This is a genomic window from Williamwhitmania sp. (assembly GCA_035529935.1).
Lineage (GTDB): Bacteria > Bacteroidota > Bacteroidia > Bacteroidales > Williamwhitmaniaceae > Williamwhitmania.
Window position 1 is genome coordinate 1 of the sequence record DATKVT010000133.1, and the last position, 17,938, is coordinate 17,938.

Here is a 17,938-nt window from a genome sequence, read left to right on the forward strand (position 1 = left end):
TGGCCTATGCGACCCCAATCACATGCGTATTCCATACGTGTTTACGCCCAATGGCGATGGAGCCAACGATAGGTGGGAAATCCCCGATTTTGTTTTCTTTACCGATGTCGATATAAGAGTCTATAACCGTTACGGCAAAGAGGTTTTTGCTCACAGCGGAGTTTACGATGCTGCCAGCGCTTGGGATGGTCGAGATTTGAACCACAGGGAGTTGCCCATGGACTCTTACCACTATATTATTAGAGTAACATCCGATGGGAAATCCTATTCCTTTAGGGGTAGCGTAACCATAATTCGATAGCCAAGGGGCTATACTAAAATAGTACTAACAGAAGTAATAGGCATGAAGGGTTTACTCAATTTACGGATAGCGATTCTCATACTGGGAGTGTTCCTTGCCGACCATGCTTTGGGTCAGCAGGAGCCACTCTATAGCCAGTATATGATGAATCCATTTCTGCTAAATCCTGCAGTAGCCGGTGCAGAGGGTTTTACTGCGTTTAACCTTACTGCCCGTCAGCAGTGGGCCGGTTATGCCGATGGACCCAGAACCATTGCCCTTAGTGGTCAAACACGTATACTAAAGACCAGCTACCTTAATCGTTCACGACGTATTAAGAACCGAGTTCGTAGACGCCGTCCCAGCGGACGAGTAGGATTGGGTGGCTACCTATTCAACGACGTGAATGGAAAGATAAGCCGGACTGGTTTTCAGGGAACCTACGCCTATCACCTGGATATGCGCCAGTACCAGCTCTCGTTTGGTGCCTCGGTTAGCTTTTACCAGTTTAAGGCCGATGTTGCTCCCGATGGGCTTCCCTATCCCGATACGCCAGACCCGCTAGTTATGGCAGGAAAGGCCAATACTGATTTTTCACCCGATGCAAACTTTGGAGTTTACTTTTCAAATACAGGGCAATGGTATTCCGGATTTTCGGTGTCTAACCTGTTCCAAAGTACCGTTCAGTTTGGGAATGGCAACCCAGAGAGTGCTTATAAGTTGCTTAGGCATTACTACCTGCTGTCCGGTTACCGCTACGACTTACAAAACGATTTTGAGGTAGAGCCTTCGTTTTTGCTTACCACCACCGAACGCTTAAGCTATACGGTAGATCTTAATGTTAAAGGATACTATAAACATGATTACTGGGCCGGACTTTCATACCGAACTTCTGGTGAGATAGTCTTCATGATGGGAGCAAAGTATAAAATGTATTATTTTGGGTACGCATTTGACTACGGGTTGGGGCAGCTAACTAACTTTAATACGTATGGTACTCACGAGCTGATGATTGGCATTAAGCTTGGTGACAGTGCCCGACGCTACAGGTGGTTAAATCGTTTCTAACCAAGTGGTTTAATGCTATCTTTTTGATTGGTGCTAGAGGGGAAAGGCTGCTTTTTGCAGTCTTTCTTTTTGAAAGAGGTGGGGAAGTTCTATGCGTATCCAAATTTGTTAAGCTAAAAGAGCAATAAAGATCAGCCAAAATACAATAAACCTGCTGTAAATTAGATTATTGGTATAGGGTAAAAAGAGAAAAGCCGCAATGAATGCGGCTTTTCTCATGAACGATTGTTAACCTAGCTGATTTATTTTAGTATTCCTTTTTTGTGTTTTTCGGCAATAACTTGCAGCATGTCGTCAGTCATGGTTTCAAGATTCCAAACGGGGCTCCATCCCCACTCTTCACGCGCACAGGTGTCGTCCATGTAGTTGGGCCAACTTTCGGCAATGGTTTTCTTTACCTCATCAACATTGTAGTCCATGGCAAATTCAGGAATACGCTTCTTGATGGCAGCGTATACTTGCGATGGCTCAAAGCTCATGGCGGTAATGTTGAAGGAGTTTCTATGTTTTAATTTAGATGGGTTGGCCTCCATGAGCTGCACGCAAGCCTTTAGGGCGTCGGGCATGTACATCATATCGAGAAAAGTTCCTTCAGGCAAAGGGCAGGTGAAGCGCTTTTCCTTAATGGCTGCATAGTATATCTCTACGGCATAATCGGTGGTTCCACCGCCGGGCAGCGTTACATTTGAGATAATACCAGGAAATCGAACGCTTCTGGCATCCACACCAAAGCGGGAGTGATAGTAGTCGCTCATCAATTCGCCGGTAACCTTGCATACACCATAAATGGTTGATGGGCGCATAATGGTGTCCTGTGGTGTGCCATCGTGCGGAGTGTTATTCCCGAAGGCACCAATGGAGCTGGGTGTGAAAACTGCGCAGCTGTTTTCACGGGCAATCTCCAGCGAGTTTATGAGTGCTCCCATGTTAATCTTCCAAGCCAGCTGAGGGTTCTTCTCACCTGTTGCCGATAGTAGGGCAACAAGGTTGTAAATGGCGTCGATGTTATATTTCTTAACAATTTCTGCAAACTTTTTCCCGTCTAAGGCATCCAGCTCTTCAAGCGGACCCGCTTCGCCCAACTTAATGCATGGAGCGCAATTAAGGTCGGCTGCAACCACATGGCTGCTCCCGTATATGTTTCGAAGGTATGGAACAAGTTCCGAACCTATTTGGCCGCCGGCACCAACAACGAGGATATTCTTCATTACCTGATTTTTTGTAGGTTAGTTGCTCGAAAGAGAACAATTAATAAAAGTTGTTGCTTAACTAAGCGCTACAAAAGTAACTTTTTTTCAACTTGAGTGAAGCGGAAAATTGATGATTTTAAACAGGAATTACAGTTTTGCTGTGCGATTATTACTCCAAGCCACAATCCAGTTATAAATTGTTATCCGAATTGCCTTTTTGACCGAAACATCTTCAGTGCGCTTTCCCTGTGCTGCATAGGTTAGCAACAACCCGCAATGTCTCCATTACGAAAAGTGGAGCCTCATGCCTACACAAGGTAGAATTAGGCAGTTTGCCTTTAGGTTACTATAGGATGTTGTATGTGAATTGGTCAGAGTCCAAGAAGCCAGATACTCATCTGCTTATTCTCGTCACGTAAACGGGCAAGCTCTTCAAGTGCGCGGTTTCTGTCGGTGAAGCTAAACATGGAAACACGGTATACTGGTCCATCTACGGTAAGTATCTCCGGTTTGAATCCCTTCTTTTCAAGCGACGATTTTAACCTTTCCGCGTTTCCCTCTTTAGTGAAACTTCCGGCAATGATGTAGAATACCTTTTCTGTATTGGTCGAACTTTTAGGTTCCTCGTAGTAGAGTGCTTTTTTCTTCTCTGTTTGAGTGTTTATAACCTCTTCAACGTCTGCTTTTTCGGTAGTATCGGCGGCAGTGCTATCTTGAACTGTTGAATCTATGGCAGGTTGTGCCTGACTAACCATAGGCGAAGTTGGCATTTGCTGTGGGGTGAAAATGTCGGTAAAAAGCCAGAGAACAACGCAGGCAATGGTAATAAGGGAGATTGCAGCAACCCAGATAACGCCTGAAAATCGTTTTCTTGTAGCTATTCTTGCTGGAGGAACTATATTGGGTTTGGCAGTTATTTCCTTAGGTTTTTCGCTTATGGTTTCTTTCTCGGTGGAAGTTTGATGTATAACCAGCGATTCCAATCCAAAGGCATCGGGCAATAGATTAAGTCCCTCTTCAATTTTAAAGTTGAACTCTGCACCATCTTTAATAAGAATTCCCAAACCTTCGAATATGTATTTATTCGCTTTATCTAAGGTTTCTTTTACCTGCTCAACAAATAGGCCAACTGCTATTGCTGCAGCCTCAGGCGTTAGACCTTCCTGCTCGGCAACAAGGTTTTCGAGTAGCTTATCGTTCCACGTTTCCTCTTTGCTAAAAGAAATTTCCTTGGCTGGAGGGGTAATTACTCGTGTTGCTTCGTCGATTATGGCAGGTTTGTATTCAGCCACGAATGCTCCCAAGTTGGGAAGTGAAACCCTGTTGTTTATGCGAAGTAACTCAGCAAGAAGCTCACCCAAGTTCGATTTCATCTGAATGATAATGTTTTAGTGTATTGAACCACAAACCTGCTTGTCCATTCTCACGCTATTACCTTACGCGTCATCGGTAAAGGATAAGGGCAAAGTTGAATGAAAATTTCTTTTTCTGTCAATTAGTAAAAGTAAGAAAAAATGGAATGCCAAACCATCACTACCATAGTATGTTTATATTCAATGTTTCGACACCAACCGGAGTCCAATTATCGATCCAATAAGCAGTGTAATAAAAATCAACCTCAATGTTTCGTATGATTCTTTGAATAGCAATATCCCTAAAATAGCAGTTCCGGCTGCACCAATGCCGGTCCACACCGCGTAAGCTGTGCCCATTGGAATGGTTTGTATAGCCTTATTGAGCAGCAGAAAGCTCATGGTAATGCTGATAAAAAAGCCAACAGACCAACGCCAGTCTGAAAAATTATTGGAATACTTCAGACAGGTGGTAAAACTTACTTCAAAGAAGCCTGCAATTACAAGGTAAATCCACGACATGTTTTATATATAAAATGGGAGAGGGGGAAGCTTACGATTTATTTTGCTGGTCGATAACGTAAATTGAATATAAAAAATGAAGGCCAACCAAGAGCATTATGGGTAGGATGAACAGTAATAAAAAACGAAAAAGGAAGTAGTTGAGCACACCGAAGAAAATTAGAGTAGCAAGTGCTACAATAATTGTAAGGTCGCCAAAAAGCATGAGTCCCTTTTTTGCTCCAGAAAACGCACTTAGTGATATTCCACCAATACTGAATCCTTCGGGTAGTTCTCCCATGAACCGGTAAACACATATGGTGAGGAATGCTGGGTTTAAAAGCCCAAACAGTCCTAGCAGGACAGGTGAGCTAGTTAGCTTAAAGGAGTATGCAATACCAACAGTAGATGCAATGCCCATGTTGAGTGTAAAACTAAAACTGGAACCAATAAACTGTCTTGCCCAGTGAAAAAGTAAGGTTTCGGGAAACGTCTTTTTACTCATCAACCGCAATATTTTTTTGCTGGACAAAGGTAGCATTCTTTTTGCAGGTCCGGCATAGGATCGCTATTGTTGATGACGACACACTGCTTGTCAGTATTCACGTTGGCACGAAAAAATAGTGCAGAAGAATGGATTATTATTCAATCCGTTCAATTAGCTTTAGGGTGAAACCAATCTTGAGCATCTCCTCCTTAGAAAGGATGGCGCCTTCTGGTGGCCGTTGGTTGAGTTTAAGAGCAATTGCCAGCTGTCCTACCTGTTGGGTAAACTGAATTCTGTTTGGCGAAACGTTTGTAAGTAAGAGTTCGCTGAGCAAGTCGGCTGCTGCCTGATGACCAATTGCCGAAATAAGTTGATGCTTGCTCGCAAGCACTTTGGCATCATGAACCGATAGTGGCGATATTCGGTAGATGCCATCAGTGGTTACTACAGTTCCGTTATAAATAGCGATTGGCAAATTTTGACTTGCCAAAGAGTTTTTCGGCATAGACTCGCTTTCCATAAAAGATATTGAAATTTCCCCAAAGATAGGTTAAATCTTGTTTTTCCTTGAGTTGAACGGTATGGTTGTCAAGCAAAATACTGGTTAACGGGTAGCTGTTTTACCACATATAGCCCCATCTAAAAGGAGAGGTCAATCACAAATCAATTGCGAACATTTGGTTTGAAAGCGGTCATTCTGGTTTAGGAAGGGACTTTAATATTAAACCATTTAAGTTTAATTATGCATCACGGGAAAGTGAAAGATATTTTCTGAAGTATAGGCTTATACATGGTGGTGTGGCGCTTTGTGCCAGAAGATATTTATGGACTTGGGCTATATTTACTTGTAGCATCGATTCACTGCAGCAGCGTTTTTAATTGAAAAACTGCATGTGTTTTTCTTTATGGTGTTGGAGCAGGCGGCCTCGAAAAAAGTTTATCCCATTCAATTCTTCTTCCATAGAAGAGGTAAACGTTATTGACTTTAAACTGAAAATTTTCTTTTCCCGAGAGGCTAATTTCGTACGAATCGGTAATGTAGTATATACCAAAATAGTTTTTTTCGCGCGAGTAACCAAGAGCAATACGGGTTGATACTTTTGCACCCAAGCCACTACGTTCTCCGGAATATTTCCCTTGGTCATTATAGGAGAATGAGGTTTTCAGGTAGCCCATTCCCACCATTCCGGTAAGGTTCAGCAACAGTCGTTTCCACATAATAAAGTTGTGTGAGTAGCCAACGCTTATTCCGCCAGTAATGGCACTAACCTCATTGAGGTTAAGTTTGTCGGAAACGTTGTATTGTCGAAGGTCGATAAAGGCTGAATCTGCATAAACGTTGGTCACGTTGAAATAGGCTCCCATCATAAACGTTCCTGAACTTTTTTTCTGCCACTCAATCTGCTGAAATGCGGCTTTTTGTGAAAAGTTTCTACTGTTAAAAATGTAGAAAAAATTAGCACCGTAGGTTGACCTATAGGAATTCCTATTATTTGGATACGGTTTGGTGGTGTTCCACCCTGGGATAAAGTTATGTGGGTTTTCGAGGTAGAACCCTCGATAGTTTAAAAAGTATAGATCAAGTCCAAAAGTTTTGGCAAAAATGTTAGTTTGCAAGTCTAAAGAGGTTGTTTTTCCATATACCCTTTCATTTTCGGTGCTGGTAGGAAGCACAAACCCAAGTCGGATACCAAACCATTTATTTACAAATCCTACACCCATTCTGGTTTGTGGGGTTGGTGCAAATTTGTAGTTTTTGTTTAAGGAATCTTTGAGCGAGAAAGGTGCCGATTTAACGCCAAGGTAAACAAACACATTCATCTTTTTGAATAAGGAGATGATGTTGGTGCTATCTCCTCTAGTTATTATGGCTGGGGAGTTTTCGGGAGAGCCAGCTATACCCGAAAATGATAAGAATAGTAAGCTGATGACTATTAGGAAAATCGGTGGTCTCAACAGAATGTATATTTGTAACTAAAGGGTCTTTTTTGTAACAATGCTCAACAGTTCGTCAGGATCAATCGGCTTTCCAATAAAATCATCGCAACCAGCTTCAAAGCATTTAATTTTATCTTCCGGCATCACGCTCGCGGTTTGCGCAATGATAGGTAGGTTTTTTCTAAAAAGTTTTATTTTTTTTGTTGTTTCATAACCGTCCATAAATGGTAGCTGCATTTCCATTAGCACAAGGTCTATTTTGGTGTTCATTTGGCAAATTTCAAGGGCATCTTCACCGTTCTTCACATGTACAATAGCGGCTTTAACCTCACCAAGAATTGTTTCAAGATATTGGTAGCTGATCAAGTCGGCTTCCACAACGAGGATTGTCTTTCCTGCTAGGGGATGGTCAGTTGAAATGGCATCAAGTATGGTATTTAAATCGTTTTTGTTATCGATTTTTGTGTATGGAATAGTAAAATAAAAGGTGCTTCCGTTAATGCCGTCACTTTCTACCCAAATCTCTCCCCCAAGTAGAGAAACAAGCCCCTTACTTATGGCTAAACCTAGACCGGTGCCGTTTGGTTCAATGCCTTGCCTAACGCCAACCTGGTTGAACCGCTCGAAGATCAACTTTTGTTTTTCCTTCAGAATCCCCGGGCCTGAATCTTTAACCCAGAAAAGCAACTCCTTGTTGTCGTTTTGTGGCTTATACCCCAGCTCAATGGTACCCTCTTCGGTAAATTTGAATGCATTTTCGAGCAGGTATCCAGCAATTTCCTGCAGCCGTGTGCTATCGGTCACAATGAGAACCTCCTCATCCGATAGTCCTTTGCTCACTTTCAGATCAATCTTTTCTGATAGTTTGTTCGACCATAGGTTCTGACATTCAACAACCAGCTGATTTACAACTTGATTTAAAGAGCATGCCGACTTTCGCATCGTCAACTGCCCTGACTCAATCTTCGCAATGCTAATAATGTCGTTTATGATCTCTAGTAGTTGACGACCCCTTTCGTCGATGATTTCTATGTATTGTTTCCGTATATCGAATGGCAGTTCATCTTCAAGCATTTTGGAGAATCCAATGATTCCATTGAGGGGGGTTCTAATTTCATGCGACATGTTGGTGAGGAACGCCGTCTTCAACCTGTCTGATTCTTCTGATTTTTTTAGTGCACTATTTAATTCCTTGGTTCTTGCTTGAACGAGGTTCTCCAAATCTTGGTTAAATTGGTTGAGTTCCTTGTTCATGGAGTCGATTTCTTTGCTCTTGCTTCTTATCTTCTTGTTTGCAACAACAAGCGCAAATGCAAATAAAAGGACGACGAGCACGAAAATCAAGAGTGTTATATTCAGCACAGCCGATTTTTTGGTTTTTTGCTGGGTAAGGCTTAATTCCTGATTCAGCAAATCATTGGTTTGGGATTGGGAGTCATAGTCGTATTTGACCCTGAATTCGGCTACCTTATCGCTAAGGTCTTTAGAAAAGATGCTATCCTTAATGTTGATATATCGCATTAAAAGGTTACGCGATTGAGACTCGTTTCCATCCAGGTGTTTAAGGTTGGAAAGCGTGAATAGTGCTTCCGCCTGAACGCGTTTGAGCGCACTTCCTTTGGCGATGTTGTATGATTTAGTGGCATATTTTATTGCCTCCGAGTACTTTCCTTGCTTTGTAAGAACCGAGGCAAGATCGTTATAGCATTCGGCCTCACTGTAGCGTTCCTTTAACTCATTTGCCAGCTGGGCTGCCTGAAAATAAAAGGCGGCGGCCTTTTCAAGATTACCTATCTTAAAGTGCGTAATCCCCAGATTCTCTAACGTTGTAATCATGCTTCGACGGTTTCCCTGCCGCTTCTTCATTTCTAAAACATGAAGAAAGCATGGAAGAGCATCGTCGTAGCGGCCTAAGTCCAGCAGGATGAGTCCCACATTGTTCTGCGTATAAACAATACCTACGCTATCATTCATCTGAATGGAGAGTTCCCTTGCTTTTTCAAAGAGGGATAGGGCGTGGGTGTAGTCGCCCAAGTTTCGGTAAACTAGGCCCAGGTTGTTCAACGCCTTTGCAACGCTTAATCTGTCGCCTACCTCCTGTTCTATGGCTAATGACTTTTGGTAGGCTGCAAGTGCCTCAGCGTAGTTGCCTAGACGCTCTAAGTTGGCTCCCATACGGTTTAAGCAACTTGCAAGGCCAGCGGAATTATGCTCATTCTTGTATAGTAGAGATGCCGTTTTTAGGTAATCAAGCGATTGGGTATAGTGTGACAGGTAAAAGTCGCTTGCAGCACAAGATTCTAATGCTTTTGCTTTAAGCAGCGGGAGGTTTAACTCGCTTGCAATCTCGAGAGCCGATTCTGCATACCCTAACGATTTTTCAGGAGTGTTGGAGAGCGTAAGGTTTGCTAGTTTAAGGAATATTTCAACTCTTGCTTTGTCGCGAACTTCAGAAACAAGTGACAAAAGGCTGTCTTCTCTTGCATTTTGTGCTGGTAGCACTTCTACCATGAGCAACAAGCCAAGAATTATCCTAACAACCTTTGTCATGAGTATACAATTAGTGCATAAAAATAAGGCATTTTGGTATCCAATCAAAAAAACTCTGGTCATTGCTGCCCGATTACAGATAGATTTTGCCAGATAAAGCTATTTTTGTGGCGAACGCTATGAATTGGATCGATAAACAAATGGCCTCGCTTGGCGGGGTTGCTGAGAATAAGTTTTCAAGCCTTGCTTCCTTTATTCGGAGGCATAGGATGGGTGTGTATGGTACCATTATTTTTCACCTCATTATAGCCATCGTAATTTTAACGCTTAAGCTAGGCAGCCTCCACACTCAAAATAACCAGCCGGTGGTCATTAATTTTGAGAAAGAGGCAATTCCCCCCGAAATTCTTAAGCAGGAGATCAAAAAGGAGATGGCGCAACTTAAACAGGAGTTGGCCAAGGTGAATTATTCAAAGATGGATTTTCGAAATGCCGCCGCCGATGTTTCGTCTGAATCGAAGGATTTAAATAAATCCCTCGCCGATGATCGAAACACTAAAACCGATGAGCTTTACGACGAGGCTAAAAAGTTGCAGGAACGTTTAGATGCTGGCAAGGCCAATTTAGAAAAATTGGAGCGGGGCGAGAATGCTGTTCAGCCACCGGCAGGGCAAGAGGTTGCAAAGAAGCCCTCCAAAGCGCCCAATCCTGGCAAGGTGCTCGTTAACTACAGCTTAGGTGGACGTAAGGCTTTTAGGCTACCCGTACCGGCATACACTTGCGAAGGTGGCGGTACGGTAAAGGTGCTAATTGAGGTTAACCAACAGGGTTATGTAACCTCTGCAAAAGTGGACAACAGCAGTAGCAGCTCGGACGATTGCCTTTGGGATGGCGCCCTTCGCTCGGCTCGGTCATCGAGGTTTCAAATTCAGGAGGGTGGAGCATCCTCGCAGTCAGGATTTATTTTGTATCGTTTTATTCCTCAGTAGCGCTAGAATGCGGCCATAAGCAAATCGATATCTTTGGCTGGCATGTGGTAAATACTTCCAAACTTGAAGTTTGTAAGAATGCCGTTGAAGAGATACACCCCGTGTCGTAAGCCCTTATTCTCTTTAAGAACTGCAGTAACCCCGGAGGATTGTCCTATCATTAAAAGAATAGGTACAAAAACGTTGCTTAATGCAATGCTTGATGTTCGGGCAACCTGTGAGGTAATATCGGGCATGCAGACGTGAATGACGCCATGTCGTGTAAAGCTTGGTTTGTCGAAGGGGCAGGACTCGGTGGTTTCAAACGATCCTCCACTTGTTACAGTGAGGTCAATAATCACAGCTCCCGTCTTCATCTTTTCAATAAACGAAGTCGGTATCTGCTGGGCAAAGGCATCTTCATCGGTAACAGGCGTGCCGATTACCACGTCAGCCGATCGGAGAGATTTTTCGAGAACTTGAGGGTGAAAAATGCTGGTATAAAGCCGTGTGCCTAAACGGTATTGAATGTCGGTGAGCCGCTTGAGCGATTGGTCAAAAATTTTTACTACACAGCCTAGGCCAAGGGCGGCCCTTGCTGCAAATTCGCCTGCAGTATCGGCACCAATTATAACCACTTCTGTGGGTGAAATGCCAGTGATACCACCAAGCATCACCCCTTTACCACTATGCAAGTTCGAGAGGTATTCGGCAGCCACTAGAATTGAGGTGTTTCCGGCAATGGAGCTCATCGACCGTACAACAGGGTAGCATCCATCGTCATCTTTAATTAGCTCAAAGCTAATGGCCGTAATCTTTTTTTTCTGTAGCGATTTAAGCAGGTTTTCGGTTTGCCCCGTATGGTAAAAGGACGAGATGATAGTTTTACCGTCGGCCATAAGGTCGATCTCTGCCTCGGTGGGTGGGGCAACTTTCAGCACAATGTCGGCTTTATATACTTCGCCCGTGCTGCATATTGTGGCTCCTACCTCAGAATAGGTTAGGTCGGTATAGCTAGCACCTGATCCAGCGGCCTTCTCCACCAGCAGCTTATGTCCATTGGCTATGAGTATTTCAACGGCTTCTGGGGTTAGGGAAATTCTATTTTCACCTATGCCCGACTCTTTGGGTAAACCAATAACGAAGCTTCGCTGTTTCCGGCCAATGGCAAGCGTTTCCTCTTGAGGAAGCAAACTTTTTCCGAAGTGGAATAGGGGTGAAGTGGGTCCGAGATGTTTCATTTTTATGTCAATAGAAGTTGTTAAATGTACGACATCCCGTTGGCATTTTCAAGAAGTATGCCCCATCTCCTTTACAAAGAATGAAAACCGGCGAGATTCGTCTGGCATAACCTCAATTTGGATAACAATTGTCTCGTCCGGAATGAGTGTATCGATTACTTCTGGCCACTCAATAAGGCAGATTCCTTCTCCGAAAAAGTATTCTTCATAGCCAAAATCAAATGCTTCCTCAATCGACTTAATGCGGTAAAAGTCGAAGTGAAATACAGACTTTCCCTTGTCGGTAAAGTACTCGTTTACCAATGCAAAAGTGGGACTGCTCACCACGTCAGTCACCTTCATTTGGTGGCAAAGTTCTTTTATTAGGGTGGTTTTACCAGCACCCATCAATCCTTGAAAGGCAAAAATTCTTTTTCCTTCAAATGTTTTAAGAATATACTGAGCCACAGCATGCAGTTCAGTCAAGTCTTTGGCAACAATTACATCCATAGTTACTTTTTGAGCGGATCGAGAACAATTAATGGAATCATCATCTCCTCAAGTGATACGCCTCCATGCTGGAAGGTATTGCGGTAGTATCGGGAGAAATGGTTATAGTTGTTTGGATATACAAAAAAATCGTGGTTGGTGGCAAAAATATAGGCGGAGGTTAGATTGCTTTTTGGTAGGTGCACCTCCTCGGGTTTAAGAATTTCAAAAACCTCTCGTGCCTCGTAGTTTAAGCTACGGCCTAATTTATACCGAAGGTTGGTGGAGGTATTTCTATCGCCCACAACTTTAATGGGGTTGGTGACCAAGGTGGTTCCGTGATCTGTTGAAAGAATCACCGTCATTTGCTGGTCAGCCAGCTCCTTGAGAAGTGCTAAAAGGTCGGAGTGAAGAAACCAGGAGAGAGTTAGGGAGCGGTAGGCCGATTCATCAGAGGCAAGCTCTTTAATTAGCTCCATCTCGGTACGTGCATGGGAAAGCATGTCTACAAAGTTGTAAATCAAAACCGTGAGGTTGTTCTCAGCGAGTTGATTTACATTGCCAAGTAGTTTTTTTGCTGAACCTGGGGCAACAAATTTCTCAAATCCAAGCTTATACTTCTTACCCAGCTTTTGGATCTGACGAATTAGTAAGGCCTCCTCGTACTGATTTTTTTTGTCTTCCTCTTCGTCGCTCACCCACATTTCAGGATAGAACTGCTGTATTTCTTGGGGCATTAATCCAGCAAATATGGCATTTCGGGCATACTGGGTGGCGGTAGGTAGAATACTGCAGTATACCTCCTCCTGTCGTAGTCGGAATAGATGGAGTATTTCAGGTGCAATAATCTTCCACTGGTCGAGGCGGAAGTTGTCAATAAGGATAAAGACGACCTTTTCACCCTTATCAACAAGGGGGAACACCTTGGTCTTAAGCAAGCTGGGTGATAATAGAGGTGCTTCGCTGTTGTTTTTTCCAAACCACTGCTTATAGTTTTGCTTCACCCACTTGGCAAACTCCTTATTAGCCTCATCCTTTTGAAAACCGTATATCTCCTTAATACCCGCATCGGACGATTCCTCCAGTTCCAACTCCCAGGCAATGAGTTTTTTGTATATATCTGTCCAGTTAGTAAATGATCGAGCTGTTGAAATCAGCATGTTTAACTCTCCAAGCGCTCTTCTAAAATCCTGAGTTGATTGGGCATCGATTAGCGCACCCTTGTGGACATGCTTTTTTATGGAGAGCAGCAGCTGGTTTGGCTTAACCGGTTTAATGAGGTAGTCGGTAATTTTTGAACCAATGGCACGGTCCATAATGTCCTCCTCCTCGCTCTTTGTAACCATCACTACAGGGGTTTCCGGTCTTATCTCCTTTAGTAATGAAAGCGTTTCTAGCCCGCTCAATCCGGGCATATTTTCATCCAAAAAAACGAGGTCGAATCGTTGCTGCTTCATAAGTTCCAGCGCATCGGTTCCGTTGGAGGTGAAGATTACTTCATAACCCTTGCTTTCAAGAAAAATGGCATGAGGCCGAAGCAGGTCCATTTCGTCATCAACCCAAAGAATAGTAACATTTCCCATTTGTAATAGAATTTAGGGATTGTAGTGTTGCCGGAAGAAGGTAAGGTAGTTCTGAATGCCTTTATCGGCTGTAAACTGCGCGTAGTTTTGTTTCGAAATCACAAAAATGGCGCAATCGTCAGCAGGTGCATTTAGGAAAATCCCCGGCGCTGCACTAATCTTCTTGAAGTAGTCCATAGCCGAAGTTTTATCCTTCAGCGTTTCTACAAGAATCGTATTAAAGCTTTGGTTAAGTTGGGTTGAGGATACGTTTAAGTTTAAGTTTAAATATAGGGAGTCGAGGTTGAACGATACAATATTGAACTTTATGCGGTTAAGGTCTAACTTATTGGAAACAACTGCTACAAAGTATTGTTCGCCATCTGCATCGGAATAGTTTACCGATGGATGCTCCTGATCTGTTTGTGGGTTTTTGTTTTCAGCGAGGGTTGCATTTTGAGCCAACTTAAGCTCAACGTTATTGAGGTTGGCAATCATTTCCCTTGCCTTGTTTGCCTCTTCGGTGGAAGGAAACTTCTTCATCACCGCGTTTAGCGCATTACGATAGGCAGCAAGGTTTCCTCCATCCCCTTGGCAAATAGCCAAAATGAGTTGGTATTTGGGCTGCAGGTTGCTGTCAGGATACTTGTTTATGGCAGCAGTGGCCTGTTGGGCCGCAGCTGGAAAATTGCCTGCGCTAAAGGTTTGGTAGAGTTGCTCGTAATTCTTTTCTTCTTCACCTTGCTGATCCGTCAACTTTTTGAGGTAATCCGGGTTGGTAATGGCCATTGCGTATGTGCTGTTTGGGTATTTATTCACCAGCAAATCGCGGTATTTTTTGATCCGTTGAGCATCTTTTATAGCTAGGGAGAGTTGGTATATGTCGAAGTAAACAGAAACTAGGTCGGCGTTATTGGGAAATCGTTGTGCAAACTCTTCATAGGTTTTTATGGCAGCGAGATAATCTTTCATCTGATTCTGGTATACCGCGCCCGCTTTTAAAAGCGAAGTTTCGATTCGCTTGGAAGAAGCCTTCATTAACGAGTCGGTCAGCGGCAGGTCGGCGAGGTAGAATTCGCGGGAATTTTTGGAGAGCTGCTTCTTAACGCTTGCCGCTGCTGCTATCCCTGTTTCTTCCTCCGTTGTTCCTGTGCCAACGTCACCGGTGAGTTCAGAAATCCCTTTGTTTTTTCGCCTCCAGTTATCTTCCAGTTTGCGCTTTCCCCACAACATTTGGAATTCCGATGAGCCCACCGCCAGCGTTGCAGGGTTATAGAAGTACCATTTTCCGCCTTGCTGTCCAGCAAGATTTTGGGTTGCCTGTTGCTGCTGGTAGTAGGAGGCAGCGTAGCGTTGTTGCTCCTCTTCTTTGCGCTTTGCTTCTTCCTCTTCCTGCACCTTTTTTATAAGCGATGCAATGAGTGCATTTCGGTCCGCTTCAGACATTTTGGCAACCCGCTGAAGGCTGTCCTCGCGCGATACAACCCGGAGATCGGAAACGAGGCTAGTCAGGTTGTCGGTCTTGAGCTTGAGCTGCGCATAGTCTGGATAGGTATTATCGAGAACGGTAACGGCAGTATCGTAGTAAGCCTGTGCCATAATATAATCAGGCTTCTCAAAGTAAAGATCAGCCAACGTTATGGACGAAAGTCCTTTTTGGAAGTTATTAGAAACGCTTTTGCTGACAGAGAGAGCAAAGTTTTTCATAGCTGCCGGCATATCGTTTTCTGCTAGGTCAATTTTACCAAGGGCATAGTACACAAGGTCCAGGTACTCCCGGTTCTTTTCGTCCTTTGCCAACTTCAGCAGCACCTTTCTGAGATCCTTCCCCTTTTGACCAGATTGGTAGAGGATGGCAATTTTAATTTGTGCATTGAAGGCTGTTTCGTAGGCAGGATTCATTTTGGTTACCGCGCGAAATGCCTCAATGCTCTTTTCGTTATCACCAATTTTTTCGTAGAGCTGGCCCAAGAGGTAAGTTAGCCGAACTCGTCTATTCTTTTTCCAGTGCGACTGCAGTGCCTTTTTGAGATAGGGAATAGCATCGGCATATGCTTTTCGCTTTATGTCCATGTCGGCGAAGGAGAGGAGCAACAATGGTCGCAACTTGGTAGGAAATTTTTTATCGGCATTGAGTGATCGGAGCATTTCCTGACCCTCTTCATAAGAGCCAGTTTGAGCGTCGATAATAGCCATCCAAACCTTTGCCTCGTATAGCGACTTGCTGTTTGGGTATTCCGTAAGCATGTAGTTGAAGGTTTGGAGTGCCTTGTCATAGTTCATGCCATACACGTTAGCCTTGCCAATGAGAAGGTAGGCTTCCGGCACCCAAACGCAAAACTCATTTTGGTTATAAAATTCCCTATCTTTTTTATTTGGTGCTCCCTTTTTTGGTTTTGGCTTAACAGTTATGGAGTGGTGGGCTACAAGGCCGGTAGCTTTCTTAACGGCGCGATCCATATCGCCCGCAATTGCGCCTGCCATCTGCTGGTTGTTGAAGGTAAATACGGGAAGCAAGTCGGTGTAGTTCATCGGGTAATTTTTCTCCGACTTTGCCACCCCATTCTCGTAGCTAAGGTTGGCGTTATAGTAGTAATTGTAGTATGCGGTGAGGTTGTGATAGTTACGGGTAACCACAGTGTTTTTTTTGGTAGAGCACGAAGTGGTTATGGCTACAATAGCAGCAAGGAGCAGAAATAGCTTAATAATAGATGATTTCAATGCGAATGGTTTTTTTAAACAACTGCTCAAAGGTCAAATTATTTTTCTGATTGTAAAAATAACGGGATTTTTTAAGATGGAGTAGGGTTATGGAAAACAAAAAAACCAAGCGAAAGGCTTGGCTCTATGTTTACCATCAAAGAAAATTAGTAGTCATAGTAATTAAAAGGTAGACATACAAGGTCGCTTAGCTCTTCACCGGACTCTTTTATTTCGTCATCGTCCGATTCGTAGTACCAGTTTATCACCACGCGGTTACCTTTCTCATGGATTTTGCGTAACTCAAATAGAATGTCGAGCAAGAACTTGGCAGAGGATGAGTTGAAATAGGTCATCCGAAAGTTCATGGTGATTAACGCTTTGTCGAACTCCGTGTTATTCATCACAACCTCTTCGATGTAATCCTGAACCCATTTCACAACAGGTTTGTAATAACCAATTACGTTCTCAGGTCTGGAGAACCCAGCAATATTGAGTACATTTTGTACTGGGTCAAAGTGCAAATCTGGTGTAAATTCAGTTGGTTCTAATATTAGTGTTTTCATTATAGTCACTAGGTTTATTGATTACTGGTGACAAATTGTGATATGGATTGAAAACAAAAAGTATTGTTTGTCAATCGGATCAAAGGTATAACCAATTTTATTCTCAGACACCTTGGCGATGTTAATAATGCCTAAACCTGCTCCTCCTCTATTATTCACCGCATTGTGGAGGATCGTGTTCTTGTACAACTCCTTAAGGCCAATACGATCGAGTGTATTAACAAGGTCGAGGCGCTGCTTGAGGTTGGCAATTTTCTCAATACGCAAGCTGTTGGTTGCAGAAATGGTGAAGTTTTGAGGATCGATATTAAGCGTAAACAAGGGTGTATGAATAATTTGGTCGCCATTTTTTACGATATCCTGATGACGGTAAATGTTTTCAAGACTTTCAACGATTGCGGCATATACCTTTTTTTTAATGGTAATATTCATGCCAAAATCATCTAAGATGGAGGTCATCTTATTGAGCAGGATACCGATTGCTTCGTAGCTTAGCGATCCGTTATGTGTAAGAAGAGATGTTTCCTTGATCACGTGCTGGTCCTCGATGTTTAAAAATGCTTGTGAAAGGTAGCAATTATTTTCAAAAGTGATAAAAAAAATGTAAGATGCTGCAATGTTTTGAGCATTTGTTTGAGTTCAACAATTATTTGTAAAAAGGAGGAGGGAAATCACCCCTCCTCCTTAGGCAATATACTCTTTCTTAATCGTTACTTCACGATGGTCATTTCATCAATTAACCGTTTTGCACCGGCAAATTTATCAATAATGAACAGGGTATAACGGACGTCGAGGCAAATGGTACGCTGGAGCTCTGGCTCAAAAGCGATGTCGCCGCTCATGGCCTCCCAGTTTCCATCGAATGCAGTTCCAATCAGCTGACCCTTACCATTGATTACAGGACTACCAGAATTTCCTCCTGTAATGTCGTTGTTGGTGATGAAGTTAACTGGCATAACACCCTTATCGCCATAAGGTCCGTAATCCTTAGCATTATAAAGTTCTTTCAACTTTGCAGGAACAACAAACTCCGGGTTCTCAGGATCTTCCTTTTCCATTACGCCCTTAAGAGTAGTTTTGTAATCGTAGTGAACAGCATCCATTGGGTAGTAATCGAGCACCTGGCC

General features: G+C 43.2%; 17 protein-coding genes. 3 read left to right on the forward strand and 14 right to left on the reverse strand.

Annotated elements, in window-relative coordinates; all coding sequences use genetic code 11:
* Both VMW01_10230 and VMW01_10235 read left to right on the forward strand, forming a co-directional pair.
* Window positions 1-301 (forward strand): gliding motility-associated C-terminal domain-containing protein (locus VMW01_10230; GenBank protein HUW06630.1); only part of this gene is annotated, 301 nt, incomplete at its 5' end.
* 42 nt (window positions 302-343) lie between these two features.
* Window positions 344-1,348, forward strand: coding sequence for a type IX secretion system membrane protein PorP/SprF (locus VMW01_10235; GenBank protein ID HUW06631.1), 1,005 nt, complete (start codon window positions 344-346; stop codon window positions 1,346-1,348).
* Window positions 1,349-1,590: 242 nt separating this feature from the next.
* Here VMW01_10235 and VMW01_10240 read toward each other — a convergent pair whose 3' ends face one another.
* The 7 genes from VMW01_10240 to VMW01_10270 all read right to left on the reverse strand — a co-directional run bounded on the left by VMW01_10240 (window position 1,591) and on the right by VMW01_10270 (window position 9,366).
* Window positions 1,591-2,556 carry an NAD-dependent epimerase/dehydratase family protein gene (locus VMW01_10240; protein ID HUW06632.1) on the reverse strand — a complete coding sequence of 322 codons (966 nt, stop codon included), beginning with the start codon at window positions 2,554-2,556 and terminating at the stop codon, window positions 1,591-1,593.
* 353 nt (window positions 2,557-2,909) lie between these two features.
* Entirely contained in the window at window positions 2,910-3,911 is a 1,002-nt protein-coding gene (locus VMW01_10245; GenBank protein ID HUW06633.1) for an SPOR domain-containing protein, read from the reverse strand.
* Between the two features lie 180 nt (window positions 3,912-4,091).
* On the reverse strand, window positions 4,092-4,412 hold the full coding sequence (locus VMW01_10250; protein HUW06634.1) for a multidrug efflux SMR transporter: 321 nt from the start codon (window positions 4,410-4,412) through the stop codon (window positions 4,092-4,094).
* 31 nt (window positions 4,413-4,443) lie between these two features.
* A complete protein-coding gene (locus tag VMW01_10255; GenBank protein ID HUW06635.1) occupies window positions 4,444-4,896 on the reverse strand; it encodes a hypothetical protein in 453 nt (150 codons plus the stop codon).
* Window positions 4,897-5,032: 136 nt separating this feature from the next.
* The gene (locus VMW01_10260; GenBank protein HUW06636.1) at window positions 5,033-5,398 is read right to left on the reverse strand and encodes a DUF1874 domain-containing protein; all 366 of its coding nucleotides are present in this window, start codon (window positions 5,396-5,398) and stop codon (window positions 5,033-5,035) included.
* Between the two features lie 383 nt (window positions 5,399-5,781).
* Entirely contained in the window at window positions 5,782-6,834 is a 1,053-nt protein-coding gene (locus VMW01_10265) for a DUF4421 family protein (GenBank protein ID HUW06637.1), read from the reverse strand.
* Between the two features lie 18 nt (window positions 6,835-6,852).
* The gene (locus VMW01_10270) at window positions 6,853-9,366 is read right to left on the reverse strand and encodes a tetratricopeptide repeat protein (protein ID HUW06638.1); all 2,514 of its coding nucleotides are present in this window, start codon (window positions 9,364-9,366) and stop codon (window positions 6,853-6,855) included.
* A 119-nt stretch (window positions 9,367-9,485) separates the two neighbouring features.
* On the opposite strand from VMW01_10270, the gene VMW01_10275 reads away from it, so the two are divergent.
* Window positions 9,486-10,295 (forward strand): hypothetical protein, encoded by an 810-nt coding sequence (locus VMW01_10275; protein HUW06639.1) that lies wholly within the window; start codon window positions 9,486-9,488, stop codon window positions 10,293-10,295.
* 2 nt (window positions 10,296-10,297) lie between these two features.
* On the opposite strand, the gene VMW01_10280 is transcribed toward VMW01_10275, so the two are convergent.
* The 7 genes from VMW01_10280 to VMW01_10310 form a co-directional block, all read right to left on the reverse strand.
* Window positions 10,298-11,515: an alanine dehydrogenase gene (locus VMW01_10280; protein ID HUW06640.1), complete on the reverse strand. Its 1,218-nt coding sequence runs from the start codon at window positions 11,513-11,515 to the stop codon at window positions 10,298-10,300.
* A gap of 48 nt (window positions 11,516-11,563) precedes the next feature.
* Window positions 11,564-12,004, reverse strand: coding sequence for a tRNA (adenosine(37)-N6)-threonylcarbamoyltransferase complex ATPase subunit type 1 TsaE (tsaE, locus tag VMW01_10285; GenBank protein ID HUW06641.1), 441 nt, complete (start codon window positions 12,002-12,004; stop codon window positions 11,564-11,566).
* A gap of 2 nt (window positions 12,005-12,006) precedes the next feature.
* Window positions 12,007-13,566, reverse strand: a complete 1,560-nt coding sequence (locus VMW01_10290; GenBank protein HUW06642.1) for a bifunctional response regulator/alkaline phosphatase family protein — start codon at window positions 13,564-13,566, stop codon at window positions 12,007-12,009.
* A 12-nt stretch (window positions 13,567-13,578) separates the two neighbouring features.
* Window positions 13,579-16,266, reverse strand: coding sequence for a tetratricopeptide repeat protein (locus VMW01_10295; protein ID HUW06643.1), 2,688 nt, complete (start codon window positions 16,264-16,266; stop codon window positions 13,579-13,581).
* 146 nt (window positions 16,267-16,412) lie between these two features.
* Window positions 16,413-16,811, reverse strand: a complete 399-nt coding sequence (locus VMW01_10300; GenBank protein HUW06644.1) for a DUF1987 domain-containing protein — start codon at window positions 16,809-16,811, stop codon at window positions 16,413-16,415.
* Between the two features lie 21 nt (window positions 16,812-16,832).
* Window positions 16,833-17,345, reverse strand: a complete 513-nt coding sequence (locus tag VMW01_10305) for a SiaB family protein kinase (protein ID HUW06645.1) — start codon at window positions 17,343-17,345, stop codon at window positions 16,833-16,835.
* Window positions 17,346-17,521: 176 nt separating this feature from the next.
* Window positions 17,522-17,938 (reverse strand): S46 family peptidase (locus VMW01_10310; protein ID HUW06646.1); only part of this gene is annotated, 417 nt, incomplete at its 5' end.